We start from the raw sequence: 26,335 nt of genomic DNA, 5'->3' as shown, positions 1-26,335 counted from the left end.
TCTTTTTTGACTGTTAGTTATCGTCAAAACCTTTTATACTTTATTACTGTATAAATGAACAGCAAACGAACAGACATGGAATGACAGCTGAAGGACATCTACTTTTTTCTGTCGCAACACTTGTGTTAGCGCAGAAGCTTGAAATAACGCCAGCAATTGCTCATGGTGATTGGTTTCACATGATCCCTGCTGTCTTATTGGGCTCACTTCTTCCTGACTTAGATCATCCAGGTTCTATTCTTGGGCGATTATTCCGTATTATATCTCTACCTCTATCGAAACTCTGTGGCCACCGAGGTTTTACACATAGCTTGCTTGCATTTTGTGGTTTGGCTATTTTGTGGGAAACTCAAGTTTCACCGTATTGGGATATTTCTGCTGATATCTTTCATTCTCTTTTATTGGGCTATCTTAGCCATCTCATTGCCGATATGTTAACTCCCGCTGGTGTTCCTTTCTTATGGCCTTTAAAAATGCGTTTTGCATTACCTATTTTAGGCAAAAAGAATAATAAAAAAGGAGAGAGATTTATCTCTGTTTTGATCCTTGTTGGCGCCCTTTTTTTACCACCTCACCTTACTATTACCCTGCCTTCGCAAGTCAACAACTGGTTACAGATGTACCACGATAAGCGCACTAACTTTTAACACCCCCTGACAAAACACTACGTTTCTCTATCTATTTATAAATTATTACATCTTTTTATGCCTAATTTCCTTGTTTTTATAACCAAACGATTATATAAAATAATAATTAATTATAAAAAGTTATTAACAATCCTGTTACCATATAACGAATTGGTGCTGTTATATCCTTTCTTATTACCTAAGAACTCATATCGCATACAATCGTCGAAATTATATAAATAAAGATCTCGTTGGAGAGTTAAGATGAATTTTCCGTTAATCATTAACGTACTCGTCTTTGTTGTGCTATTACTCATCTTGGCTAAATTAAGTCAACATCAGTGGAGCCTTTCAAAGAAAGTTCTTGTTGGTTTAGTTTTTGGTGTTGCTTTTGGACTAGCACTACACGCATTCTATGACTCACACGATCCTATTATTAAAGAATCTATTCTTTGGTTTAATATCGTGGGTAATGGCTATGTACAGCTGTTACAAATGATCATTATGCCATTAGTCTTTGCCTCTATTCTTAGTGCCGTAGCTCGTTTGCATCAAGCATCATCGCTAGGAAAAATTAGTGGCCTCACTATTGGTACACTATTATTTACCACTGCTATTTCTGCCTTAATCGGTATTGTTATTGCTAATTTATTTGGCTTAACAGCAGAAGGCTTAGTGCAAGGTGAACAAGAAGCACAGCGCCTGATTGCGCTTGAACAAAATTATATGGGCAAAGTTTCTGACTTAACGATGCCACAGCTTATTTTGTCATTTATTCCTAAAAACCCATTTGCTGATTTAACAGGTGCAAGCTCAACATCGATTATTAGCGTTGTTATCTTTGCTACTTTCTTAGGTATGGCTGCACTGAAATTACTCAAAGAAGATCAGCCTCGTGGTGAGAAAGTTTTAGTCGCGATTGATTGCTTACAATCATGGATCATGAAGCTAGTTCGTATCGTTATGATGCTGACACCTTACGGTGTAATGGCCCTGATGACTAAGGTTGTTGCAAGCTCAAATATGCACGACATCATTCAATTGGGAAGTTTTGTTGTTGCCTCTTACGTTGCTATTGGCTTAATGTTTGTTGTTCATGGTTTACTGGTGAGCTTTACAGGTTTAAACCCGATTAAATTCTTCAAAAAAGCGGGACCTTTATTAGCATTTGCATTCACAAGCCGTTCAAGTGCTGCAAGTATTCCGCTAAATATTGAAACACAAATTAAGCGTGTTGGTGTGCCAGAATCTATCGCAAGTTTCTCATCATCTTTTGGTACAACGATTGGTCAAAATGGTTGTGCAGGCATTTACCCTGCGATGTTAGCTGTGATGGTTGCACCTACTGTGGGTATTAACCCATTAGATCCAATGTGGATCGCAACTTTAGTTGCTATTGTGACTGTTAGCTCTGCAGGTGTTGCTGGTGTAGGTGGCGGTGCAACATTTGCGGCCCTTATCGTTTTACCTGCAATGGGCTTACCTGTAACATTAGTTGCTCTGCTAATCTCTGTAGAGCCGTTAATCGACATGGGACGTACAGCATTAAACGTTAGTGGCTCAATGACAGCGGGTACAATCACCAGCCAGATTATGGGACAAACGGACAAAACAGTCTTCAACCAAGATGAAGAAACTGAACTTACAGTAAAATAAACTTTATCTGCATCTATTGATAAAGCCAGTTCATTTGAGCTGGCTTTTTTTTATATCTATATTAAGTTATATATCTTCTATTTATGCCATTCATCAATATCAATAAAAAACGATAACAAGGAAAGATCGTGCAAAAAATTATGCGAGTTTTGCGTAAGCTCTATAAATATGAAAATAGTCAATATGATCCTGAACGCCAAGTCTCACTGTATCAGCTTGATATTCTTTCAGACAAAGAACGAACCTTGTTATCTGAGGCCAATTGGCAACCTAATATCATAGAAATATTTGTTGATCACTCTGATGTTATTTCAAAATTAAATAGCTTAAAAAACAATCCATTACTCACCCAGAAGCGTTGCTTAGATGCTTTTATTGCTGGTGTCGGAGGCAGTTATCTTAGAGGTCGCTCTGTTCTAGGTGCTTTTCATAAGTTACAAAATTTGCCATTACATGATTATGAAGAGAAACCTCAATATGCCTGCTGTTGGATTTGTAGTGATGGTGATCAACAAAAATATATTAATGACAGTTATTTTCAATATTGCCTCTATTACGGTAATTCTTATACAGGCAATCCCTCTTACGCTTACTTGAATTTAAAACATCTACTCACCGTCACGCCTGTTAGCCCAACACAAGCAGATAAAGAGACCTTCAAGCAATTACTCCAGTTATTACGCCATGCGCCTGAAGATGAAACACCGGGTAAATTTGAAAAGCGACTAAATGAGGCTAAATTAATTTCTGGTGATAGATATACCAAACGAGGTGTTCTGCACTCACTTGCCTTAATTGGTGTTATTCCTAATGCCTATATTCCATTATCTTTGGATCATTGGGCTAATTTCGGCGATATTACCATTGCAGAAAATCAACTTAATAACACCAAAGGTCGCTCTGATATGGAAATGCCGTGGGCGGGCTGGAAAGGCAATCTGAAAATTGACGAAGAAAAAGTGGCGATATACTTTGGCGAATATTTAGATTAAAGCTCCTGTTTTTTATAAATAGAAAGCGCCCAATACTTTCATATAGAGCGCTTTCATTTGAGAGTTCGCGATTAAACTTTCAACTTTATTTCAAATACTCACCGTTACGTAGTGCTTCAATACGCTTATCTAATGGTGGGTGAGATAAAAATAGCTCGCTGAATGACTTATTACGACCATTAATACAGAAGGCCATCATGCTGCTTTCTTCTTGTGGCTCGTAACTTGTTTTCAAGCGTTGTAATGCAGCTATCATTTTCTCACGACCAACAAGCTTTGCAGAGCCTGCATCTGCATGGAATTCACGATAACGTGAAAACCACATTGTAATAATACTGGCAAGAATACCGAACACAATTTCCAGAACCATTGAAACACCCATATATACCCACGGGTTTCCATTGCTACTTTCGCTCTCTTCATCATTAGAGATAAAGTTAGCAACGAATTGGGCAATGATACGAGAAATAAAGATAACGAAAGTATTCACAACACCTTGTAGTAAGGTCATGGTTATCATATCACCATTAGCAACGTGGCTAATTTCGTGAGCAATAACTGCTTCTGCTTCGTCACGGCTCATACTGGCTAACAAACCGGTACTCACAGCCACCAGCGATGCATCACGACGAGCACCTGTCGCAAACGCATTAATATCAGGCGCATCATAAATAGCCACTTGTGGCATTTTAATACCGACTTGTTCAGATTGGCGTCTTACTGTATCTAATAACCAGCGCTCAACTTCTGAAGTTGGGTTTTCGATGACTTGACCACCCACTGAACGTAATGCCATCCATTTTGACATTAATAGTGAAATAAAGGCACCACCAAAGCCAAATAAGCCCGCCATGATCATCAAGCCTTGAACACTACGACCTTGTATACCTGTTAAAGATAAGATGATCCCAAAAACAAACATAACGGCTAAGTTTGTTAACAGGAATAACGCAATTCTCATCATATTGATACTGTTCCTATTTTATCTAATTATCACATTGCAAAAACTGTCTTATAAATAAGGCTTTTTTAGATTTTATCAAGCCCTTTAACTTATTTAATATTAAAAACGATATAACTTTACATTTTGATAAAAAAAATAGCCAGTGAACACCTAATATTAGGCATTATTAAAAAGTTAAGTATAAAGAGAGATTGATAATAGATGACGTGACTTTTCTGTGTTGTCGAACGGAAAGATTAACTTAGAAACGGTTTGTATCGTTTAATATAGTACTAATGGGTTTACCATAAAAAACCATAACTCTCGTGACACAAACAAAGGTAAAACAACTGTCTCTGCATTTTTATGCACGACTTACAATGTATGCAAGTCGTGCATTTGATATAAGTAATAAGCTCAATTAACGCTATAAATTACATTTTGAAACGATATGTTGTTGTCATAGAGCCTGATAATGAGTGAGCTCGTTGTGAGTGACCATCATAAAGTTTTGGTGTGGTATAGTCGTTTTCTTGCTGGTGGTGCCAGCCAATACCACCGCTTAAGGAAACAGAAAGATTTTTGGTTGGCTTCCAATAACTAAATAAACCAAACTGTCCTTGTTTTAATCTTTCACCTGAATAACTAAACTCACTATAGTTAGTACGCGCACCAACAGACAATTCCTCGTTAACTTTATATGCTGCTTCTAATGCCCCCATTACTTCACCATCACGCACATAGTCAATATCTGCGTAAGCAGGTGAGTTAAAGCGTCCACGAGTATTACCAATTGGGTTACGAGCAAATTGACCAACTCCATTCGCTTTGCTCGCATCGGTATAAGTCACACCTGTACGAATTGTCCATGGAGACTCAGGAATACGCCACTCCATAGTTCCAGCGAAGTGCCATGCATCATTATCAAAATTACGCTTACCTTTATTGGGATCGCTTAATGTGCGTTTTCCATCACTACCGTAATCGTGATAATAAACAACCCCACCAATAGTCACATCTGAGGTTAATTTATATTTTGCTTCTAAACCGTGCTGACGGAATACATCATCTGCTTGACCATAGAAATAAAATACTTTTAATGGTTTAGAGTTGTAGTTAATACCACCAGTCAACACATGATCGATATTATGTCTAACGCCATTACCATCGCTGAAATACATTCTGTCGATATTTGGGCTATCACGACGCATTACTTTACCGTCAAGGAACAGTAAATCTAAGTTCCAGTCGCCCATTGCGGTGTTAGTTGCATAGCCATTATAGCTGTTTAATGATAAGCGTTGTGAGTTCGTAAATACACCCGTATTTTTCAGTGTAAACCAACCTGCTTTACCATTAATTAACACGGGATCTAAATCAAACTTAACTTTTGCGAAGCGTTGACCAATTTTGTTATAACCTTTTGCTTCACCGTCATCATTATATAAGATTGCACGAGAGGCGAAGTCTTTACTTGCGCCTAATTTGATACCACCATAATAAGAGACATCAAATCCGAGAATACCACCTAAATAACCTGATCTGAAATCAGCTTGGAAGTTTTGACCCCAAGCGTTAGCAACTTGCTTTCTATAACGTTGTTCTGTTTTATCAAAACGGTTTTCAGTTTTTAGGTATTTCCACATATTAATTGTAGAAAGTTCAAGTTCAGAATCTGAAATAAATGCGCTTTCTTTAATTGAGTTTTCCCAATTCGCAGCATTAGCAGCGCTCACCGCGAAAAAACAAGGAGACAGCATAAACAATACTAATTTTTTTACTTTCATCTTAATGCAACCTGGTTAATAAATATTTGAATTAAGTTATGCTGACTTATATTCAGCAAGTTTAATAAAGCACCATTTCTTTATTTAGCTAAAAAATAACCTTTGATTAAATTTATAGTTGCACTAATTTCAAGCAATAGAGTCATTTTTTGGCATAAAAAATCCAATATGGATATCTCACCATATTTATATTTACTTATTTTTTTGTAATAAAATTCCACAAGCAAATTGTAGATTATTTGCCTTTAGTCATTATCCCTTACGTAGAGAACCTTACTCTGAAAATATATATTTCAGTTATAACATTTTGCTCTAAAAATACATTTTGAACTCATAGAATAAAGATAACTCATCATTTAGGTAAGATTTTAGCTAATGCGTCAACATCCCAAAATGACGCAAATATTTCATAATCTGTATACTATAGTAATCTTATGTCAATTTAAGAGATCATTGTCACAACATGTTACATTTATTGCAATAGACACGCTATCAAATGAGATCTTAATCACAATAAATAACCACTTTATATTTTTATTCCACTTATAAGAAAAGAAACTCACTTCTTATCTAAAAATTAATCTAGTTTTCTCTCTTATAGCTTACAAAGTTATTCAAGATATATTTCGAATTAAAAATTAAGTTACATAAAGTTAAATTTAAATATCTATTTATTAATAATATTTCATATTACTGGTAACTTAATATACTAAATAACTAAAAATATGAATGATCCCTCCCCAAAAAGATATTACAGCTCTCTTAAAAAGGTTTTTGATGGAATACCTGATAAACATTGATTAGCAATGATAATTTCATATCTCGATTAATATAAATATAAAAACCCCCCAGCAATTGGTTATCCAACTATTGGGGGGTTGCTTTAAGTATCGTTGTTATAACTGATAACTTAATTTAATAATTTTTTAGGTTTAAGCACTTTTGAGAGATCAACTGCAATTTTAGCAGTTTCATCTAAATAAGGATCTGGCCCCTCATAATCTTTAGGCAAATCATCGAGTGATTTCAACGCAGGCTTACCTTCTAATTTAAAACGCTCATTTATGCGGTTTAATTTAATAGCTTCTAGCTCTTTGTTTTCTTTCTCTCTTTCAGCGAAGTTTAAAATAACAAATTTATCTTCACCTTTTGCTTTCGCATCGTTATAACGCTGAATATCAGCAAAGATGTATGAAAACTCTCGGTCATTTGCAATGCGCTTAGTATGTTGTTCAGTTAATGGTGTTAACGCTGCTTTCAGTTTATCTGAATACTCAGATAGCTGATAACTTGCTGGAGAGATACTATCCCAAGGCAATGCGTTATCTTCAAAACTTTCACCCATTTCAGCACTATCAAAGCTTGGCAACAATAAATCAGGTGTTACCCCTTTGAGTTGAGTACTACCACCATTAATTCGATAGAATTTTTGAATGGTGTATTGCACTGAACCTAAACCTGGCCAATCAGGGCTTAGCATTTGATCGTAAACACGGGTTAATGGACGATATTGCTGAACCGTTCCTTTACCGAACGTTTGCTCACCCACAATTAATGCTCGTCCGTAATCTTGCATTGCAGCAGCAAAAATTTCAGAGGCAGAAGCACTAAAGCGATTTACGATAACAACTAGTGGCCCTTTATAATAAACCACATCATCTTTATCGAAATCTTGTCGTACACGACCATTGTTATCTCTGACTTGTACAACAGGACCACTTGGAATAAATAATCCTGACAGTGAAATTGCCTCTGTTAATGCTCCACCGCCGTTACCACGCAAATCAATAACCAAAGATGAAACATTGTCTTTCGCCACTTTTTGTAACTGTGTTTTCACATCATTGGTTAAACCAACATAGAAGCTTGGAATATCCAAAATTGCAACTTTATCACCATTAATAACTTTTTCAGTTAACTTAACAGCTCTGTCTTCTAAACGGATTTGCTCTCTGACTAAAGTGATTGTTCTTGGTTTAGCGCCTTTCTCATCAGAGATAACCTCTAATTTTACTTGGCTACCTTTCGGCCCTTTAATCAAAGCAACAATATCATCAAGTCGCCAGCCAACAACATCGACCATTGACTTGTTTTGTTGCCCTACTGCAATAATTTTATCGCCAACTTTCAACTCTTTGCTTTTTGCAGCCGGACCACCCGTTACCATAGAGTTGATCATTGGGTAATCATCATCCATCTGCAATACAGCGCCAATACCTTCTAAAGAAAGACTCATTTCAGAGTCAAAGGCTTCTGTATTTCTTGGTGATAGATAACTTGTATGAGGGTCAATTTCGCGTGCGAATGCCGACATAATGACTTGGAAAACGTCTTCGCTTTGGCTTTGTGTTTGACGACGTAACGCAGCTTTATAACGCTTAGTTAGTGTCTCTTTAACCTCGCTATCTGTTTTTTCAGATAGTTTCAGCGTTAGCCAATCATATTTTACTTTTTCATCCCAAAGTTTATCTAGCTCAGCTTGAGTTTGTGGCCATGGTGCTTTTGTTCTATCTAACTCAAACTTATCTTGACCAGTCAAATCCATGGGTTTATCTAGGCGGTTTAAAGCATATTGAAAACGTTCAAAACGTCTTTTTTGCGCTAAATTAAAGAGATCATAAAGGGGCTGAAGCTCACCTTTCTTCAGATATTCACCTACTTTGGTTTTTTCTTTATCAAATTGGGCAATATCTGATGCTAGCAACACATTGTGGCTATAATCTAATAAATTAAGATAGCGATTAAAAATCTTTTCAGAAAAGCTCGCGTCTAGCGAGAACTGACGGTAATGAGAGCGTTCAAAACGAGAAGTTACTCGCTCGCTCACAGTAGAATGTTGTGGCTCTTGCTTTAATTCGGGTAACTGATCAATAGTTACCATTGCTGGAGTGGCTGGTTTCTCAGCCATCACAACAGAAGTACCTGTTAACGTTAATCCGATTGCAAAAGCCACATTTAAAAGTTTGTTCATGCTCTGGTTGGCCTCCGTATCAGAACTTTAAATGTTCCGTGCGTACATTCATTGCCAAACCGTTAGGCAACTGTACACGTACACCCTCTTTCGCTATCTCTAGCACCGTCGCGTCCATCACGCTGCTACCAACGTTAACTTTCAGCGATTGACCAACAGTAAGAACTGAGGTGTCTTTCACTGGAATTAACTTTTCGGTATTTTGGCGTGGTGATGTTTTACGAGGTGTTTGAGTCGCTTTTTGAGGACGAGGCTGTCGCTTTTCACCCTCTTTAGGTGGCTGACGACGTGTATTATTTGGCTTTTTCGCTGCCGGACGTTTGCTGGTCTCCTTATCACCTTCAGCTTCGCGCTTCTTAGCACGTTGTTCTGCTCTCTGAGCTTGAACACGCGCCTTAGCTTCTGCTAATTGTGTACGAGCATGTTCGATATGCTCAGCTTCCAGTTCGCCGCAGTCATTACCATTCAAATCGACACGTTTTGCCCCTTCTTTAACTCCATAAAGGTAGCGCCAACTTGAGGTATACAAGCGTAATGCCGAACGTAACTGTGTTTTACTCAGTTGAGTTTCATCTTTTAGATCTTCAACAAGATCTTGAAAAATGCCAACTTTCAAAGGGCGAGCTTCGCCCTCAGCGATAAAACACTTAGGGAAACGTTCAGCTAAAAAAGCGATGATTTCTTTACTACTATTCAACTTAGGTTGATTTTCCATGAAATTTCCTGATTACAACGGTTTTGCCAACCAGCGCAGGCATGAACAAGCGACATTATAATAGTGTTGCCAACAATTTCTATGGCAAACGCCTGTTAACTTACACAAAATTCACAATATTTTGCTGTATGACAAGTTTTCAAATGCTCGCAGAGCACGTCACACAACGCTTTAAGCCCATTTTCATCTTTTTTATCAAAACGATCAAAAATAGGACTATCAATATCGAGAACGCCGATAATTTGTCCATTTACTTCTAAAGGTAGAACAATTTCAGACTGACTTGCACTGTCACAAGCAATATGACCACTAAATTGGTGAACGTCACTTACTCTTAAAATTTTGTTTTCAGAGTATGCAGTTCCACAAACTCCTTTCCCAAAACCTATTCTGACACAAGCAATTTTGCCTTGAAATGGGCCAAGGACTAATGAATCACCATCATTAAGATAAAACCCAACCCAATTTATCGTATCTAACTTCTCGTAAAGAAGAGCGCTGGCATTAGCAAGTGATGCGATAAGATCATTTTCACCAGACAACAAGGCTGACAAATTATCAGTGAGTTCCTGATAAAAAAGCGATTTTGGCATCATTTAACCCTATTTGCGTAACTAAAATAGATAACATACTCGTAATTTAGCCTATTTTATCTTGAGGTTGAATACTCCATTTTCAAGAATTGGGTAAAAAAACGATCATATTCCCTTAACACCCACAAAAAAAATCAGACACTTAGTATTGTAAAATGAAAGGCATAAATATAATAAAAATGATAACTTGTGAACCATTGAGTATAGGTGCTTTTTTTTAACTTAATCAAACGATAACTCTTAAGAAAACCAACTTAGGCGAATTAACGAGCAATATAGTGAACAATATCGTAACAAAGGAAAAGAAATCAATACGCTGTCAGGAGTGTGATCACCTCGTGACACTCCCTCTCACATTAAAACGTGGAGAGGATGCTTATTGCCCTCGTTGCCAAGCAAAACTTGCATCTTATCGATATTGGTCATTAACTCGTCTACTTATTCTCTCTATTACAATGCTTATTTTGGCATCAATAGCATTTACTCAGCCACTGATTAAAATCCATCTATTAGGCACAATGATAACGGCGAATGTACTTGACGGTATTCGCATGATGTCAGAGCAAGGTTCTCCTCTTACGGCAACGATGGTAGCCTTTTGTGCTATTGCTGCACCGCTTAGCCTCCCCATCGCTATTTTATATCTCCATTTAGGATCTCGCTTGCGCCTTAATCTTCGCCCGATCTTATTGATGTTAGGGAAACTGAAAGAGTGGGTAATGTTAGATGTTTATTTAATTGGACTTGGTGTTGCAACAATAAAATTAGGCGATTATGCAACTGTCTATATTGGCAATGGCTTAATTGCTTTTGTTTCTTTAATGATACTCAGCTTATTAATGCTAATTAACATTAATATGGACCAACTTTGGCAACGCTTTTACCCACAAAAAGAGATAGAAAAAAGCCCTGCAACTTGCCATGCTTGTCACTATCATTTTAAAAAAACACCATCAACGCACTGCCCACGCTGCAAATCTTGTTATACCCCAAGACAGCCAATGAGTTTACAAAAAACATGGGCAGCATTAATTTCAGCAATAATTTTACTAATACCTGCAAATTTCTTGCCTATCTCTATCTTCTATTTAAATGGTCAACGTAGTGAAGACACTATTTTTTCAGGTGTACTTTCCTTAGTGAATTCAGGCAATACACCAATTGCGATTATTGTTTTTATTGCCAGTGTTTTTGTGCCTTTTTTCAAAATTATTATTATGTTGGGCTTATTATTAAGCATTCATTTTAATTCTCGTATTGACCCTCTACTACGAATGAAACTATACCGTTTTGTCTCTTGGATAGGACGATGGTCAATGCTTGATCTCTTTGTGATTGGACTGATGATGTCATTGATTAATCGAGATCAGCTGATGACTTTCACAATGGGGCCAGCGGCTTTTTATTTTGCTACTGCGGTTATTCTTACTATCCTTGCCGTTGAATGGTTGGATAGTCGTTTACTATGGGATACTTATGCAACAAGAAGAAAACGACGTTCAGGACTCACAAGCCCAAATACGCCGCAAGCGTAAAATTTCGACATTTTGGCTACTCCCTGTTATCGCCATTTTTATTGCTAGTTGGTTGCTTTTCCAACATTGGCAAGATAAGGGCGTACAAATCACGATTGATTTTCAATCAGCATCAGGAATTGTCTCTGGCAGAACACCTATTCGCTATCAAGGTGTTGATGTGGGTCTTGTTAAAGATGTCACTTTAAGCGATGACTTACGTCGAGTTATTGTTACGGCTGATATCCGCAAAGATCTCGCGACCGCATTGCGCAAAAACACTCAGTTTTGGTTAGTTACACCTAAAGCCAGCCTTTCTGGTGTATCTGGACTAGATGCTTTAGTTGGTGGTAATTATATCAGTATGTTACCGGGTGACGGTGAAAAACAATTTAAATTTATTGCTCAAGAAGTTCGCCCTCAAGCTAATATCGATAAAAACCAGCAATTAATCACTTTGACAGCAGATAAACTGGGATCGCTCAATGTTGACTCTCAAGTTTATTATCGCCAAGTTCCTGTTGGTAAAGTGTATAGCTATGCAATTCGCCCTGATAATCAGGGTATTTTTATTGAACTTAGTATCGATAAACAATATGCCCACTTAATACGCCAAGATAGCCATTTCTGGAACGTCTCTGGCTTTCAAGGTAATTTCAATTTAAAAAGCGGTGTGTCTGTAAAAATGGAAAGTGTTTCTGCTTTAATCAATGGCGCAATTGCTTTTGATTCACCGGAAAACAGCCCTCCAGCACAAGAAAACCAGCAATTCGTTTTACAATCAGCTACCTCTGTAGATGCAGGCAAAGCAATATATGGTGAAGATGGATTAATTATTTCTCTAACCAGTGAAGAAAGCTGGGGAGTCGATGCAGGGCAACCTATTCTTTTCAGAGGAATTTCTATTGGGCAAATCATTCAGCGTAATATGAGCGATGATGGAGTTATTTTTGATGCAATTATTGCCCCTGAATATAAGCATTATATTTATGAAAATAGTAAATTTGTTGCCAATAGCCGAATCAACGTCAATATGGGTTTAAATGGTATTGAAGTTCAAGGTGCAACACCTCAAGAATGGCTTGAAGGAGGTATTCACCTCATTCAAGGTACTAAAGGGGCACCTAAAGAACAGTATCGCCTTTATCGTAATGACTTCTTTGCGAAAGCCAGTGTTAATGGTAATGAATTACCCGTGACACTCACTTTAAAAGCATCAAGCCTTCCCGGGATCCAAAAAGGTTCAGTGGTTCTTTATCATCAATTCCAAGTCGGTGAAATTACCGATGTTCGGCCTTTAATGGATGAATTTGATATTGATGTTTATATTTCTAAACAATATCGCCATCTACTCACGGAAAAGAGTGTCTTCTGGACTGAAGGGGCTGCTAAAGTATCCGTTAATGGCTCCGGGTTAACTGTTGAAGCAACACCATTAAATCGTGCATTAAAAGGCGCGATCAGTTTTGATAACTTCGAAAATATCAATAATAACGTTTCACGTTACAAACTCTACCCATCAGAAACTAGTGCACGAGCTATCGGTGCACAAATTACGTTAAAAACGTACGATGCAAGTAAACTCTCTGAAGGGATGCCTATTCGTTATTTAGGAATTGATATTGGTCAGGTCGAATCATTAATCCTTTCGCCAGATAGAAAAGCGGTAACTGTATCAGCAGTTCTCTACCCTGATTATGTCAAAACCTTTGCGAGATCTGGCAGTCGTTTTGCTGTTGTTACTCCTGAATTAACAGCATCAGGATTAGATAACTTAGATTCACTTATTCAACCTTATATTAAAGCAGAGCCTGGTAATGGTGGCGTATATCGTCAATTTGAATTGCAAACATCCAACATTACAGACTCACGCTATCTCGATGGATTAAATCTTGTATTAAATGCCACAGAGGCAGGTTCAGTACAAATTGGTACGCCAATTTACTATCGCGGTCTTGAGGTCGGCGCCGTGACAGGTCTTGAACTAGGAAACATGTCTGACAGAGTATTAATTCACATCCGTATTAGTAAAAAATACCAATACCTTGTTCGAAATAATACAGAGTTTTGGCTTTCATCAGGATATAACTTCTCGTTTGGTTTAACTGGTGGTGTTATTCGTAGTGGTACATTCAAGCAATTTATACGTGGAGGGATCACTTTTGCAACACCACCTTCCACACCATTACAAGTGAAAGCAAAACAGGAACAGAATTTCATTTTAAATGATAAAGAACCAAAAGATTGGAATGAATGGGGAACGGCAATACCTAAACCTTAAAAATTAGATAATTCTGCCCTATTTCAGATAATTTATTTAAAGCGGATCACAAAAAATGATCCGCTTTTTTTATTTCGAAAAAACATTTTGGAAATAGGTTCCATTTATACTATGCTTAATTTTGTTTGGTCAAAAGCATTCTTTAAAATAAATGCCACCAATAAAACACAACGGAACACAACACGACATCGCTTAAACCGGAGCTTTATTATGAAAAAAACAACGTTGAAAATTGCTTGCTATGAAATTGAAGATATTACTTTGAAACACTCTTCCGATAACCAATTAACTTATATTCATATTCCATGCGATTATGATAAAGAGTTTTGTATGCAATTAGATGGATGGGATGAAAACACAAGTATTCCAGCCCAATTAAAAGATAAAAATATTCTGCTTTATCGCCATGCTTATGATAAAGATAGCCACCACTGGATCTTAAAAGTAGCGTAACAAGATGCTAAAGCGAAATAAAAAAAGCCAGATAAATCATTTATCTGGCTTAGGGAAATGGCTCATTGCGAGCCGTGCGCTAAAAAGTAATTGCTGATTACTGCATAAACAAAAATCGAGGACTAACTCAGACTTTTCTATCTCACAACCTACTGTTAAATATTAGCTAACAATATGTAAAGATCCAGTAAACAACCTACCAGCACACTATTTTCTATTCGAAAAAATTATCACTCTTAATTTTTGTCATTTAAATCATCGCGATAAAATAAAAAATTCTTAGCCATATTATTAATCACTTGATTAATTATTCTCGCAGAGCGACTTAATCGCATTTTGTATCACTTCTACTGATTTTTTCTTTTCAGGTGTATTCGGATCCGGCAGTAAAATAACATCAATTAATTGTGCTTTTACTTTTCCACTTTCCATTTGTTCCATTGCAATTTCATTAAGTGGATATTGCATCAGTGTTGCTGGGTTAATCACAAACCAAGCACCATCAGAACGACAATTAAGCATCACCTCTTCTCGTGTAAATGGCCAGTCGTCACCAAATTGAAGCTTACTGACCGTTGAAATAGGTGCTGCCGAGAATGCTTGAAAAGAAAACAGCATTAACATTCCCACTAATAAAAAACGTTTCATGTGGATATCTCACTTAAGAAATTAGGTTTTTTCGATTATATAACAATCTATACAGGTGAGTTAATCGCAAAGATGGCGACAGTAAAAATAACCATTGTTCCAAGTAACAGTTCAAGCCAACTATTCACTAGTAACCATTGAAAATTATTTTTCTTACGGATATGAGGAACTAAGACATAACGATTGATTACGGCTAGACCAAGCATTAACACCACTAAACTAATTTTAAGCCATAACATACTTTGATATTCAGATGATAATTGTACTGCCGGCCATCCTGGAATTAACATTACGGCACTGATAATACCAGTAATTGTAACCAATAAAACGGCAATATGACCCAAAAGTGAAAATCGCTTCATTGTACCAATAATCGGTTTGATCATCCCATCTGCAAGCTCATCTTTATTCCGCAAAAACTGTAAACAAGCAACAAATGGCCATAAACCACCAAACCAATACGCGGCACTAAGAAGATGAACACTTTGATTCAGCTTATAAAATATCGCTTCTGAACCTGTAAACATTGCACCATGACCTATAGATGCATGTAAGATCAACATAATCGAAGCAACAATTAAAATAGAGAAGTTACGAACATAACGTTGGTGTATAAATAAAACAGCTAATGCAATAGTTGCCAAAACTAATTGCCATTGCCAAACTTGACCAAATGAAGTACCTAATACCGCTTTCCATATTTCAAATGACCAAGCATCTTCCCATCCATCGCCCATAATACCGGATTGTACAGCCATCCATAGATAAGTCGTAATAAAGACCGTGACAGAACTAATGGCTAATGCAGGACGCAAGCGAACTTGAATAAGAGGAATGAACTTATCTTTTGCAAGAATGGCAGCAGAGAAGCTCAGTCCGAACATAAACATGACTGCCACTAAATGGAAAAAACGGCATAAAATATAAACGTCTTCAGGTGTCATTATTTTACACTAAATTGATAAGAACCTTTTGTCTTGTGCCCATCAACAGAAACAACGTTCCAATTAACTAAATAGTTACCTTCTGCTAAATCACTTTCTAAAGGCAATAATAATTTAGTATTATTAACAGGGTCTAAACTCAATTTTCCTACGGTAATTTCTTTACCATCGCTATTAGTGACTTTGATTTTGCTAAAGGCTAATTCAATACCCTCAGAGAAGTCTAGCGTAATAACTTTAGGTGCTTGTGCTTGTTCAATAGCAGCACCTTCAGCAGGTAACTGTGATTTTAAGTGTGCGTGTGCTAATGCTTGTTGGTATGACATACCAAGGAATAAAACAGCAATAGCCGATAATTTACCCCAAGATGTCTTAAGTGTATTTAATGACATAATAACCTCATAAATTACAGGTGATTTTTTTATTTATGAAAATATTTTATAGCAAATTTACGTCAAGATCTTCGCTTCTTGATATTAGAAATAAAAGGTTGTGAACTAGCACTCAAAATATATGTTATTTAGACCAGTTTCTGTTTCAAATATCACCCATTTTTACACTTCGAAAAAATATAATACCCATATTGACAGTCTAAACAGTTCAATACATAACCGAATACAACTAAAAGTAAAATAAACACCCTGTATAAATAATAATCAAAAAGAATTTTTAGGATAAAAATACGCAAACGAAAGTAAGGGAAAGATAAAAAATAGGAATAAGAATAGAGCTAATGCAGAAGAATAAAAAAACGCCCTGCTATTCATTCACAGCAGAGCGTAATAATTCATTTATTAACTTAAGCTATCTAAAGCTTTATTAATAATTAAACATGTGCAGATGTTGATAAAGTGTTCAGATCTTTATCTAACAAGAATAAAGCCTTACCACTGTCACCAACCATTGCTAATTTATCTAGGATTGATTTGAATAATTTCTCTTCTTCATGCTGTTCTGCAACATACCATTGTAAGAAATTAAATGTTGAATAATCCTGAGTCGTCATTGCAACATGAGCTAATTTATTAATCTCAGATGTAATATGTTTTTCATGTTCGTAAGTTTTATCGAACAATTCAGATAATGATGAGAACTCAGCTGGTGGAGCTTCGATAGCACCAAGTAAAGGCATTGCACCTGTATCACTTAAGTAATCAAATAAACGGTGCATATGTTCCATTTCTTCACGAGAATGAGCTTTTAAAAATTTAGCTGCACCATCAAATCCTTTGTCATCGCACCAAGCACTCATTTGCAAATAAAGATTTGCTGAATAAAACTCTAAATTTAGCTGTTCATTCAATTTATTGATCATATCTTGATGTAACATATTTTACGTCCCTTGCGATAAAAATTAACATTATGGATATTATGCACACTTAAAAATAAAAATATAGCTATTTAAATATAGTTTTTGTTTATTTTTTCAATCTATTAACTGTAATAAAAATAAAAACCAATCTCATTTGTAATATACCTTTTCTCTATTTTAATGTTAAATAGTACTTATTATCATTAAGAGTGAACCCATATTTAATTATTATCATTAAAACAATGTAACGCATTGAAATACAATGACATAATATTCACTCTTAAATTTTAGCCTTAACTTTCATATTTATTAATTTTTTCTTTAGGCTCCGAAGTTCCTGTATTAAAGCTAAATAAAAATTATATTTCATCCATTAAAGAAGATCCAAAAACAAGCTTTACCATATATCAGAAAATATATGCAAAGTGATATCTATAATAATTATTATTAGAAAAATAAAGTATCCGTTCTATTGCTTTTTATCACTTCCCTTTTGCTATAATTTCTATTTGATATTGCTACATATTTATTGGTTCAGACCGCAGTTTTTTTCACTTTTTTTCATATAAAAAAACACATAACTCTCAAAAAATAAAAATAATTTCAATTTTTGTGCAGTTTTTCATTTTGACTGATAAGATTAGTAGGTAACTCATATTTGTATGCACAAAAAATTAATATTAAAGCCCTAATCATAATAAAAGGTTAATTAGGAGCCACTATGACAAAAACAGTGTTAGTACCCGTTGATTTTACAGAGCTTGGTTTATTGGACAAGGTTGTGTCTCATCTAAAAGCATTGTCTGTCGCTGACAAATTGAATATTCATTTTTTATCAGTCATTCCAAGTTATGAGTCTTTTGTCGGATTTGCATTCGCAGGCCAAGATAGACTAGCTAGTGACAAACAACGTATTGAAATTGCATTATCCACGCTAAAAGAAAATTTATCGCATATTGATATTCCCAATAGTACAACTCAATTTTATGTGTCAATAGGTAATCCTCGCGATAAAATTTTAGAAACCGCAAAAAAAATTCAAGCAGAGCTGATTGTCATTGGTTCTCGTAATCCTGGAATGAAAACTTATCTTCTAGGTTCTACCGCATCTTCCGTGGTCAGTTACGCAGAATCATCTGTATTAGTCGTGCGTTAATCACCTACTCCCTGCTTTTATAAGAAATCTGGTATTCGTCATAAGCCAGATTTCTTATTCTTTTCACCATAAAATCCATTCAAAATAATATTTTATTTTATTACTCTTATTTTTAAGAGTAGCAATTAAAAATATATTCTGAAGCAATAAGATAATTATTAAAAATTGATTAAAAATACATTTGCTTTAATTCTTTTTATATAATTCTCTATATTAATCATCTCTTAATAAATTTATATTGTTCATAATGTTAAATTATGTAAAGATACTTTTCCATTAAGACTAAATTTAATCAACCGGGTAAAAGGAATTAAAATGAATAAAGAAATTTCCGAAAAATGGCAAGAGCGTTTTTCATTTTTTGATCAATATGGCTCACCTAAAACATCAGAATATAAAGCCGCTTATAAAGCACTTCCTTTTGGTAAGCGTATTCTTATCGGAATGAATATTTGGGCATTTTTCTTTGGTTTTATTTACTTTCTTATTTTAGGGTTATGGCGCAAGGCATTAACATTATTTGCTATTAACATTGCTATTTTTACTATTATTGGCTTTTTACCTGTAAATAACGGTGTTATCAATGCTGTAGGTATCGCAGTTAACGTTTTATGGGCTATAACAGCCAACTATGCGTATTACTTGAAAGAAACCAAAAATGATCAAAGCTGGAACCCGTTTGAAGGTGTTCTGTAATAATAAAGGGGCAATGGCCCCTTTTATTTTCTCTTATTCTTTTCTTTACTAATAACAAGCTCCCTCCTTCTCCTTATTTCATAGACATTCTATCCATTACTCTATTTAAATATTTCCATATAATTCTCCATAATAATTTTTTTAAATAGAAAATAATGAAATAACACCAAAATTTCGTTTTTACCTCAGAAGGATACTTTGCTAATGCTATAATGCATTAACACTAAATTAGGGAAAACGTATGTCTAATCACTTTCAAGGTAAATTTGAAGCCGAACTAAAATACCACCTTCAAAATCCAAAAGAATTTATTAACGAATTAAAAAAATCAGGGGCCACATTATTTACGCCTGAGAATCAAGAAACCGATTGGTACATGGAGCATGATAATACTGAATTTTCAGCTCCTACTATCAGTTTATGTGTAAGAAGAATGCTCCCTGCAGGAATAAACCTTCTTATCGTTAAAGGCCCTGATTTAGCACAATGTGAAGCTGTTCGTATTGAAGATGCAGAAAAAACAGTCTCTATGTTCACGACACTTGGTTACCATTGTATTCTCAATTATACAAAATCAAGAGAAATCTATTTTCTAGATGAGTTTCATATCACTATCGATAAACTAGATAAACTAGGCTCATTTGCTGAATTTGCTATCATGACGGACGACCAAAACAAACTCTCACTGTACGCTGACCAGCTAAAGCACTTAGCCATAAAATTTGGTTTTACAGAAAAAGATCTTGAGAAAAATAACTATAAAACACTAATGTTAAATAACCTCAAGTCATAAACAATTTTATTCAGTAGATATCTTCATAAAAACTATCAAAATTCTCTAATCGGAGCACCGATATTCTATCAATAGATATTGGTGCTTTATCATTTCTAACATTGTTTTATCTTATCCATTAAAAAGTAAAAAATGACGAGTCGAATAAAAAATTTATTTGAGTGCCATATTTATTATATTTATCTTAGAATTTTATTTTTCTTATCTCAAATAAAGCATATTCTTAGTCAAAAAATGTCATTTAGGTCTAATTTTAAAGATATTTTTGTAATACCCCTTATATTAATGCACTGTTTTTACTAGAATTAGTAAAAAAATATACTAATAGGAGGGTTTATGCTTGAAAATTACCTTAATATCTTTATTAAGGCGACTTTTGTTGAGAATATGGCATTAAGTTTCTTTTTAGGAATGTGTACTTTTCTTGCTGTTTCTAAAGAAGTAAAAACCTCATTAAAACTGGGTCTTACTGTTACTGCCTTACTTATTATTGCTACACCTATCAATAACTTAATCTATCATTTCATTCTAAAGAAAGACGCGGTAGTTGAAGGTATTGATCTTAGCTTTCTTAGATATATCACTTTTATTGGCGTTTTAGCAGCATTAGTCCAAATTTTAGAAATGTTTTTAGATAAATTTATCCCTTCGCTTTATCATTCATTAGGGATCTTTTTGCCTTTATTGACTATTCATTGTGCTATCTTTGGTGCCACCATTTTTATGGTTGAACGTGACTACACATTTACTGAATCAGTGATATATGGTGCTGGGTGTGGCATAGGTTGGCTACTTGCAATTATCGCGCTCTCTGGTTTACGTGAAAAAATGAAATATTCAGATATCCCCAAAGGATTGAGAGGGCTAGGGATCACATTTATCACGGTAGGATTAATGTCTCTTGGTTTTATGTCGTTCTCAGGGATTTCGCTTTAAACGCTTATTTTGCATCCAATTTTTATACATCATTAAGACCATCATTAATGTAAGCTTTATATATAAACGGGAGGGTAATATACTTTCCGTTTATAGTGATTTCATCTGTTTTCTTACTTTTTATATATTGTGATCTTTTTACCTCCCTCCCCTTTTTAACGTTAGACTCTCTTATTTATTCTTTTAAACCAACAAAAAATAATTTAATTTATTGCTGTTTTAATCATTATTACTTTTTTATTTTATAAATAAAAATACTTACACTATTTAAATCTAATTGTTTAAAAACAAACTAACCAGTCACATAAAATTAATAACAAATCAACAGGTTAAAACTTATTTATTGAGATAACTCTTTTATCTCATTTTTATCGTTTATCGTTAACTTTTAATATTTAAGATAAATTAATTAAAAATCAAAGTGTTGCAAGACCAATTGATATATTTAATAAATTTATTAATCAGAGCAATAAATAAGCATAAAGAATATTTATAAAATGCCGATACTATTTTTTAGTATTTGAAAAAATCAAAAGGATATATGGCATTAAATCAAAGAGTGACCTAGAAAAATATTTTTATTTTTTTCTTAATTCTTTGTCTATACCAGTTACAGGAAGTAAAAATAAAACTTAAAAATCAATAAACTACACAGTTATATTTTTATGAAAAAGGAAATAACATTACATGTTTAAGAACTTCAAACAACGTTATTTGCCAAACGTCTCTTTTACTCTATCGAGTTTAAAAACAACCACTTTAGTTTGGCTGATTACAGGCTCTTTAATCTTACTTCTTGGTCTAGCTTGTGTTTTATTCCTCTCTTCAGTCAATGATTACAAGAGAAACTTAAACACACTAAACAATATCTACCACGAACAATCACTATTAAATAACACTTGGGAAAACCTCTTACAAACGCGTAATACCCTAAATAGAGCCAGTTCCCGCCACTTATTAATTATTAATAAAATGGCTACTGCGAATACAGATATCTCTTCATTATTACAGCAAGCTAAAGAAAAACTTCAACTCGTTGAAAATGGGTGGGAAAGTTTCAAGAGTTTTCCTCATAATGTTGAAAATCAAACTTATATACAACAACTAGAGCAGAAATACACTGAGCTTAATGCCGCATTAATTGAATTTTTAGCCTTTCTAGAACAAGGCAAAACATACGAATACTTAAATCAACCAACACAAACCTATCAAGATAATTTTGAACAAGCTTATACTACCTATCATCAACAACTAGAAAATTATTACACGGCTTCATTGAGTGAAGGCGAGTTACTGTACGATAAAATTATTTATAGCTTAATTGTCATTTCAATATTAATTGTTATTTTTTCTTTCTTAGTTCAGGTTGTACTGCGAAAAAACTTTATTTCACCTTTAAATGCGATAATGAAAAATATCGAAGATATTAGTAATGGAGAATTAGCGACTGATGTCACCACAAAAGGTCTATTTGAAATAAATATTCTCACAACTAATATTCAAAAAATGCGAGACCAGATAAAGCGGATCGTCAATAACATCAATAACAGCTCCGGTCTTATTAATTCCGAACTAAGTGATATTGCTGTTATGAACAATAATCTTGCCATTCGAGTTGAACAACAATCAGCTGCTGTACTCGAAACCTCAGCAGGAATACGACAATTAAGTGTGACATCAAAACAACATGCAGAAAATACACAAACATCATGTGAGCTGGTAACAAAAGCAGATACGATGATCCATCAAAGTAATGAAATGCTCGCTAACGTTGTTGAAAATATGCATGAGGTTGTCACGTTCTCTGAACAAATTAACGATATTACCTCTACGATTGACAATATCGCCTTCCAAACAAACTTATTGGCTTTAAATGCTGCCGTAGAAGCGGCAAGAGTGGGTGAGCACGGAAAAGGTTTTGCTGTTGTTGCTAAAGAAGTAAGAGAACTATCCATTAGCTGTAACTTAGCATCAAAAGAGATAAAAATACTTGTCGCTAATTCAAGTAAAAAAATAAATCAGTGTTTTCAGTTAGCCGCTGACGCAAACGATAATATGATAGATATTTCTAAACATACTGAAAATATTAATGAAATGATCCACGATATTTCTATTTCTACAAATGAACAAAGTAATGGTATTGCCCAAATTGAAGATGCAATAAATCAATTAGATCAAACAACACAAGCTAACTCAACAATGACACGGGAATTAGTCAGTTCATTAGATTCTTTGCAAACACAATCAGATAGATTAAAACAAGAATTAACTGTTTTTCATCAGTAAGTATTAAATCTACCTACAGCATAAAAGCTATCTTAATCTTAGGATAGCTTTCTTATTACTGATTTAGATTAATATTAAAAATGGCTAAATTCAGGGATCTCTTTTTTACCATGTGATTTTAGAAAATCTAACACTCTTCTTGGAGTTACATTCAGTATACGCTCATGTGGAAAGTCTATTTGGGCTAATACTTCTAATACTCGATCAAAATTTCCTAGTGAAGAAGCTATATGTGAGTCAGAACCCAATGCAATTAATCCTCCTGCATCACGTACTGCTTTCGCTATTTCTATGCAGTTTTTCTCACTTCCTACTCTAGAATGAATAAATGATGAATTATTCATTTCTAAAGCAACGTTGTAAGTAGCAGCTGCCTTTGCGACTTCAGCAATATCTATTGGATATTTGGGATTGCCCGGATGCGTTACCATTTGAATACAGCCACTTGCTATTGTTGCAATTAGCGCTTTTGTATTATCAACAAGGCCTAATGAACTCATTACCGGATCATGAAAACCAGCAAGCACAATATCTAATTTCTTACTCATTTTCTCACTGCAATCTGTTTCACCTTTGATATTTTTAATATTCGCTTCTATACCATAAAGAATACCAACGCCATCAATAATACGAGGGATCACAGGTAAGTTAGAAAAATGCCATTCATGAGGTGCATCATCCATATCTGGGCCATGGTCAGTAATTGCAAATAATTGAATTCCCTGCTTTTTAGCTTGTTGGAAATATTCACTAACTGTACTATAAGCATGTGTACTAGCAATAGTATGAGCATGTAAATCAACGGGATACATAAACAACTCCTTCCTAAAAATACCTAACAACTAACAAGCGATATACTATCAACTTCACTTTTTCTCACATTAGCAAGAAATGAAGATAATTTTTGATAAATATGTTTTAATCTTTAACATACTATTTAATATCAAGTAGATAAATAAAGTTTCACTTTAGTACTATACACAAGAATTTTGAAAACACATTATATTGTGTAATTTCATTTTAAATATGACTTTCAACTTTATAAAAGGTTATTTATGTTCAGCTATCCAGCAGTCGCTCATTTTGATGAAGAAAGTGAAACTTACGAAATCACTTACCGTGATTTCGATAATATACACGCTGTTGCTTATACAGAAGATGATATTGAACTAGAAGCCTCTGATATTTTGCATGTAGGTCTTGAAGAGTTTGTAGCGAGTAAACTGCCTATTCCTACACCATCCAAAGCACAGACAGGCGATTTCATTGTCTACTTACCTCTTATTAGCTGTTTAAAAATTGCGTTACATAATGCAATGTTAGAAACAAAGACAAAAAAATCTGATCTTGCAAGAAAGATGAATTTAACGAGTGCTCAAATAGAGCGTCTACTTGAAATTAATCAAACCTCAAAAGTAGATAATCTAGAGCAGGCACTTTATTTATTAGGCTATGGCATTTCTGTCAGCGTTAATAAAGATATCAATCAATAATAATAAAAATGGCTCTAAATTAATTAGAGCCATTCGTATTAGATTATTTCACAACCAGTATACAAGATAATTAAAGCTTTTTACTTGCTAAGAAATTCGCATGGTTTGTATAAATAGCAATAATATCTTCACCACGTCCGACTAATCCAGCAACCTGATTTACCATATCCAGATGATCTTCAGCATAATCATCTTTAATCAGTTTACCTAATCGCATACTTGTACGACCTACCAAGCCATCATTTTCACGCTCAGAAAAGAATGCACTTAATACACGCATTGCTGCATGAGTAGGATCTAATAAATTGCCTTTTTCACCAGCGATCAAACCTTGGATATAACTACCAAATGAATAGTAATGAACGCCATTTACGACTTCTTTGCCTTCACCACCGCGAATGGCTGGCAGCCCTTGTGGATACTTTTTATTAAATTCCATCACATTTTCAGTTGTTAATGCTTCTAATGCAGCAATAGCATCTTGTGGATTACCTCGATTACCTGAAAATGTAGAAATAATAGTACCAATAGCTTTCATTACTGCATCAGCAATATATTCTGGCACACTATCCTTACGCATAATGCGTCGTACTAAATCTGCAATCTCTGAACCATGGTTTACACCATTAACAGAGGTAACAGAAGCAATACTTTTAGCATGCTTCGCAGCAACATAACGGCAAGCTAATGGACCTTGGCTATGACCGATTAAATTTACTTTTTTTGCTTTCGTTTCTTTGAGAATTTTTTGCACAAATTCCCAAAGTTGTTCGCCACGAACTTCGTTCGAGTTAAATGCAGAAAGAGATGCAGTGAAAACTTTATGGCCATCCTTTTCTAATGCATCAGCGATACCATAAAAATAAGGATAGCCGACGATATCATCAAAACCAGATAAACCATGAACTAAAACAATTGGATATGTAGTTGACATATTTTTCCACTCCTTGGGTTTAAATTAATTTATTTAATTTGCTAAACATCCTATTAGCAATACTTAAAATAATAGTTAGAATACAACATTTAAAATACAATCTTTGAAGTAAAAAATTATAGTAAACATCGTATTTTAATAACTTATTTTTTCTAAGTGTTATTAGATTAAACTCTATTTTACGATCGTAAAGCATTATTTTAATCAGTTTCGATTTTTTACTGATAGTCTCAATTAACTCTAGAGAAAATTAGCATACCCTCAATCATTCCTTCCACTTTTTTTAGCTTTTTACCAATATATGTATCAGAACATTGATCATATTTTGCAAGCTGTATAAACGTTTTACCAAAAACATAATAATTAATAATTAACTGATAATCTTCTTTGTTGTACGCCATCAGTCTTTTCATTAAATCATTGATAACATTTGCATTATGATGAGTGCATTTTTTTCTTAATTTTATACGGTCTGGAATAACTTCTTTTTTATCATTATTCAATATATTAACAGCATCTTGATCATTGGCTACCCATGATCCCCACTCTTCTAAAGTTTTCGAAATATTCTCCATATTAACTTCCTTATTTTTTTCATAGAGTAAC

The 26,335-nt window shown here is 34.6% G+C and carries 24 protein-coding genes; 12 read left to right on the top strand and 12 right to left on the bottom strand.

Annotation, left to right across the window (positions count from 1 at the left end):
• Positions 1-80 precede the first annotated feature (80 nt).
• The 3 genes from GTH25_RS07415 to GTH25_RS07405 all read left to right on the top strand — a co-directional run bounded on the left by GTH25_RS07415 (position 81) and on the right by GTH25_RS07405 (position 3,274).
• Complete coding sequence (locus GTH25_RS07415) at positions 81-647, top strand: metal-dependent hydrolase (protein ID WP_159242168.1); 567 nt, start codon at positions 81-83, stop codon at positions 645-647.
• Positions 648-890: 243 nt separating this feature from the next.
• A complete protein-coding gene (locus GTH25_RS07410; protein ID WP_164530466.1) occupies positions 891-2,282 on the top strand; it encodes an L-cystine transporter in 1,392 nt (463 codons plus the stop codon).
• A gap of 128 nt (positions 2,283-2,410) precedes the next feature.
• Complete coding sequence (locus GTH25_RS07405) at positions 2,411-3,274, top strand: hypothetical protein (RefSeq protein WP_238795310.1); 864 nt, start codon at positions 2,411-2,413, stop codon at positions 3,272-3,274.
• An 85-nt stretch (positions 3,275-3,359) separates the two neighbouring features.
• On the opposite strand, the gene htpX is transcribed toward GTH25_RS07405, so the two are convergent.
• The 5 genes from htpX to GTH25_RS07380 all read right to left on the bottom strand — a co-directional run bounded on the left by htpX (position 3,360) and on the right by GTH25_RS07380 (position 10,283).
• Complete coding sequence (gene htpX, locus GTH25_RS07400) at positions 3,360-4,238, bottom strand: protease HtpX (protein WP_075673372.1); 879 nt, start codon at positions 4,236-4,238, stop codon at positions 3,360-3,362.
• A gap of 413 nt (positions 4,239-4,651) precedes the next feature.
• Complete coding sequence (locus tag GTH25_RS07395) at positions 4,652-6,004, bottom strand: OprD family outer membrane porin (protein ID WP_075673373.1); 1,353 nt, start codon at positions 6,002-6,004, stop codon at positions 4,652-4,654.
• Positions 6,005-6,914: 910 nt separating this feature from the next.
• On the bottom strand, positions 6,915-8,975 hold the full coding sequence (gene prc, locus GTH25_RS07390; RefSeq protein WP_075673374.1) for a carboxy terminal-processing peptidase: 2,061 nt from the start codon (positions 8,973-8,975) through the stop codon (positions 6,915-6,917).
• Positions 8,976-8,994: 19 nt separating this feature from the next.
• On the bottom strand, positions 8,995-9,690 hold the full coding sequence (gene proQ / locus GTH25_RS07385) for an RNA chaperone ProQ (RefSeq protein ID WP_075673375.1): 696 nt from the start codon (positions 9,688-9,690) through the stop codon (positions 8,995-8,997).
• Positions 9,691-9,785: 95 nt separating this feature from the next.
• Positions 9,786-10,283, bottom strand: a complete 498-nt coding sequence (locus tag GTH25_RS07380; protein ID WP_075673376.1) for a GAF domain-containing protein — start codon at positions 10,281-10,283, stop codon at positions 9,786-9,788.
• 278 nt (positions 10,284-10,561) lie between these two features.
• Here GTH25_RS07380 and yebS point away from each other — a divergent pair, with 278 nt between their 5' ends.
• The 3 genes from yebS to GTH25_RS07365 all read left to right on the top strand — a co-directional run bounded on the left by yebS (position 10,562) and on the right by GTH25_RS07365 (position 14,531).
• A complete protein-coding gene (gene yebS / locus GTH25_RS07375; protein WP_164530465.1) occupies positions 10,562-11,818 on the top strand; it encodes a membrane integrity lipid transport subunit YebS in 1,257 nt (418 codons plus the stop codon).
• Positions 11,760-14,078, top strand: coding sequence for a PqiB family protein (locus GTH25_RS07370; RefSeq protein WP_075673378.1), 2,319 nt, complete (start codon positions 11,760-11,762; stop codon positions 14,076-14,078). Before yebS ends, GTH25_RS07370 begins: the two co-directional genes overlap by 59 nt.
• A 210-nt stretch (positions 14,079-14,288) precedes the next feature.
• Positions 14,289-14,531 (top strand): DUF1480 family protein, encoded by a 243-nt coding sequence (locus GTH25_RS07365; RefSeq protein ID WP_075673379.1) that lies wholly within the window; start codon positions 14,289-14,291, stop codon positions 14,529-14,531.
• Positions 14,532-14,834: 303 nt separating this feature from the next.
• Here GTH25_RS07365 and GTH25_RS07360 read toward each other — a convergent pair whose 3' ends face one another.
• From GTH25_RS07360 to ftnA, 4 genes are all read right to left on the bottom strand, one after another.
• On the bottom strand, positions 14,835-15,179 hold the full coding sequence (locus tag GTH25_RS07360; RefSeq protein WP_075673380.1) for a YebY family protein: 345 nt from the start codon (positions 15,177-15,179) through the stop codon (positions 14,835-14,837).
• Positions 15,180-15,226: 47 nt separating this feature from the next.
• Positions 15,227-16,123: a copper homeostasis membrane protein CopD gene (copD, locus tag GTH25_RS07355; protein ID WP_159363949.1), complete on the bottom strand. Its 897-nt coding sequence runs from the start codon at positions 16,121-16,123 to the stop codon at positions 15,227-15,229.
• Positions 16,123-16,515: a copper homeostasis periplasmic binding protein CopC gene (copC, locus tag GTH25_RS07350; protein ID WP_023582413.1), complete on the bottom strand. Its 393-nt coding sequence runs from the start codon at positions 16,513-16,515 to the stop codon at positions 16,123-16,125. Before copC ends, copD begins: the two co-directional genes overlap by 1 nt.
• Positions 16,516-16,949: 434 nt before the next feature.
• Entirely contained in the window at positions 16,950-17,453 is a 504-nt protein-coding gene (gene ftnA, locus GTH25_RS07345; protein ID WP_075673382.1) for a non-heme ferritin, read from the bottom strand.
• Between the two features lie 703 nt (positions 17,454-18,156).
• Between ftnA and GTH25_RS07340 the strand changes: the two genes are divergently transcribed.
• The 5 genes from GTH25_RS07340 (at position 18,157) to GTH25_RS07320 (ending at position 23,302) form a co-directional block, all read left to right on the top strand.
• Positions 18,157-18,591 carry a universal stress protein gene (locus GTH25_RS07340; protein WP_072062602.1) on the top strand — a complete coding sequence of 145 codons (435 nt, stop codon included), beginning with the start codon at positions 18,157-18,159 and terminating at the stop codon, positions 18,589-18,591.
• A 315-nt stretch (positions 18,592-18,906) separates the two neighbouring features.
• Complete coding sequence (locus GTH25_RS07335) at positions 18,907-19,287, top strand: DUF2628 domain-containing protein (protein ID WP_075673383.1); 381 nt, start codon at positions 18,907-18,909, stop codon at positions 19,285-19,287.
• A 241-nt stretch (positions 19,288-19,528) separates the two neighbouring features.
• The gene (locus tag GTH25_RS07330) at positions 19,529-20,080 is read left to right on the top strand and encodes a class IV adenylate cyclase (RefSeq protein WP_075673384.1); all 552 of its coding nucleotides are present in this window, start codon (positions 19,529-19,531) and stop codon (positions 20,078-20,080) included.
• A gap of 336 nt (positions 20,081-20,416) precedes the next feature.
• A complete protein-coding gene (nqrE, locus tag GTH25_RS07325) occupies positions 20,417-21,016 on the top strand; it encodes an NADH:ubiquinone reductase (Na(+)-transporting) subunit E (RefSeq protein ID WP_099659653.1) in 600 nt (199 codons plus the stop codon).
• Positions 21,017-21,703: 687 nt separating this feature from the next.
• Positions 21,704-23,302 carry a methyl-accepting chemotaxis protein gene (locus GTH25_RS07320; RefSeq protein ID WP_075672611.1) on the top strand — a complete coding sequence of 533 codons (1,599 nt, stop codon included), beginning with the start codon at positions 21,704-21,706 and terminating at the stop codon, positions 23,300-23,302.
• 74 nt (positions 23,303-23,376) lie between these two features.
• On the opposite strand, the gene GTH25_RS07315 is transcribed toward GTH25_RS07320, so the two are convergent.
• Positions 23,377-24,114 (bottom strand): phosphatase, encoded by a 738-nt coding sequence (locus tag GTH25_RS07315; protein WP_075672612.1) that lies wholly within the window; start codon positions 24,112-24,114, stop codon positions 23,377-23,379.
• 243 nt (positions 24,115-24,357) lie between these two features.
• On the opposite strand from GTH25_RS07315, the gene GTH25_RS07310 reads away from it, so the two are divergent.
• Positions 24,358-24,795, top strand: coding sequence for a type II toxin-antitoxin system HicB family antitoxin (locus GTH25_RS07310; RefSeq protein ID WP_075672613.1), 438 nt, complete (start codon positions 24,358-24,360; stop codon positions 24,793-24,795).
• Between the two features lie 70 nt (positions 24,796-24,865).
• Here the strand turns inward: GTH25_RS07310 and GTH25_RS07305 are convergent, their stop codons facing one another.
• Both GTH25_RS07305 and GTH25_RS07300 read right to left on the bottom strand, forming a co-directional pair.
• Positions 24,866-25,729, bottom strand: coding sequence for a lipase family alpha/beta hydrolase (locus tag GTH25_RS07305; RefSeq protein ID WP_099659650.1), 864 nt, complete (start codon positions 25,727-25,729; stop codon positions 24,866-24,868).
• A gap of 230 nt (positions 25,730-25,959) precedes the next feature.
• A complete protein-coding gene (locus tag GTH25_RS07300; protein ID WP_075672615.1) occupies positions 25,960-26,304 on the bottom strand; it encodes an antiterminator Q family protein in 345 nt (114 codons plus the stop codon).
• Between the last annotated feature and the right edge of the window lie 31 nt (positions 26,305-26,335).

Source organism: Proteus terrae subsp. cibarius (assembly GCF_011045835.1).
Lineage (GTDB): Bacteria > Pseudomonadota > Gammaproteobacteria > Enterobacterales > Enterobacteriaceae > Proteus > Proteus cibarius.
The sequence above is the reverse complement of the archived record's forward strand: the minus strand, read 5'-3'. Positions and strand labels throughout refer to the sequence as shown.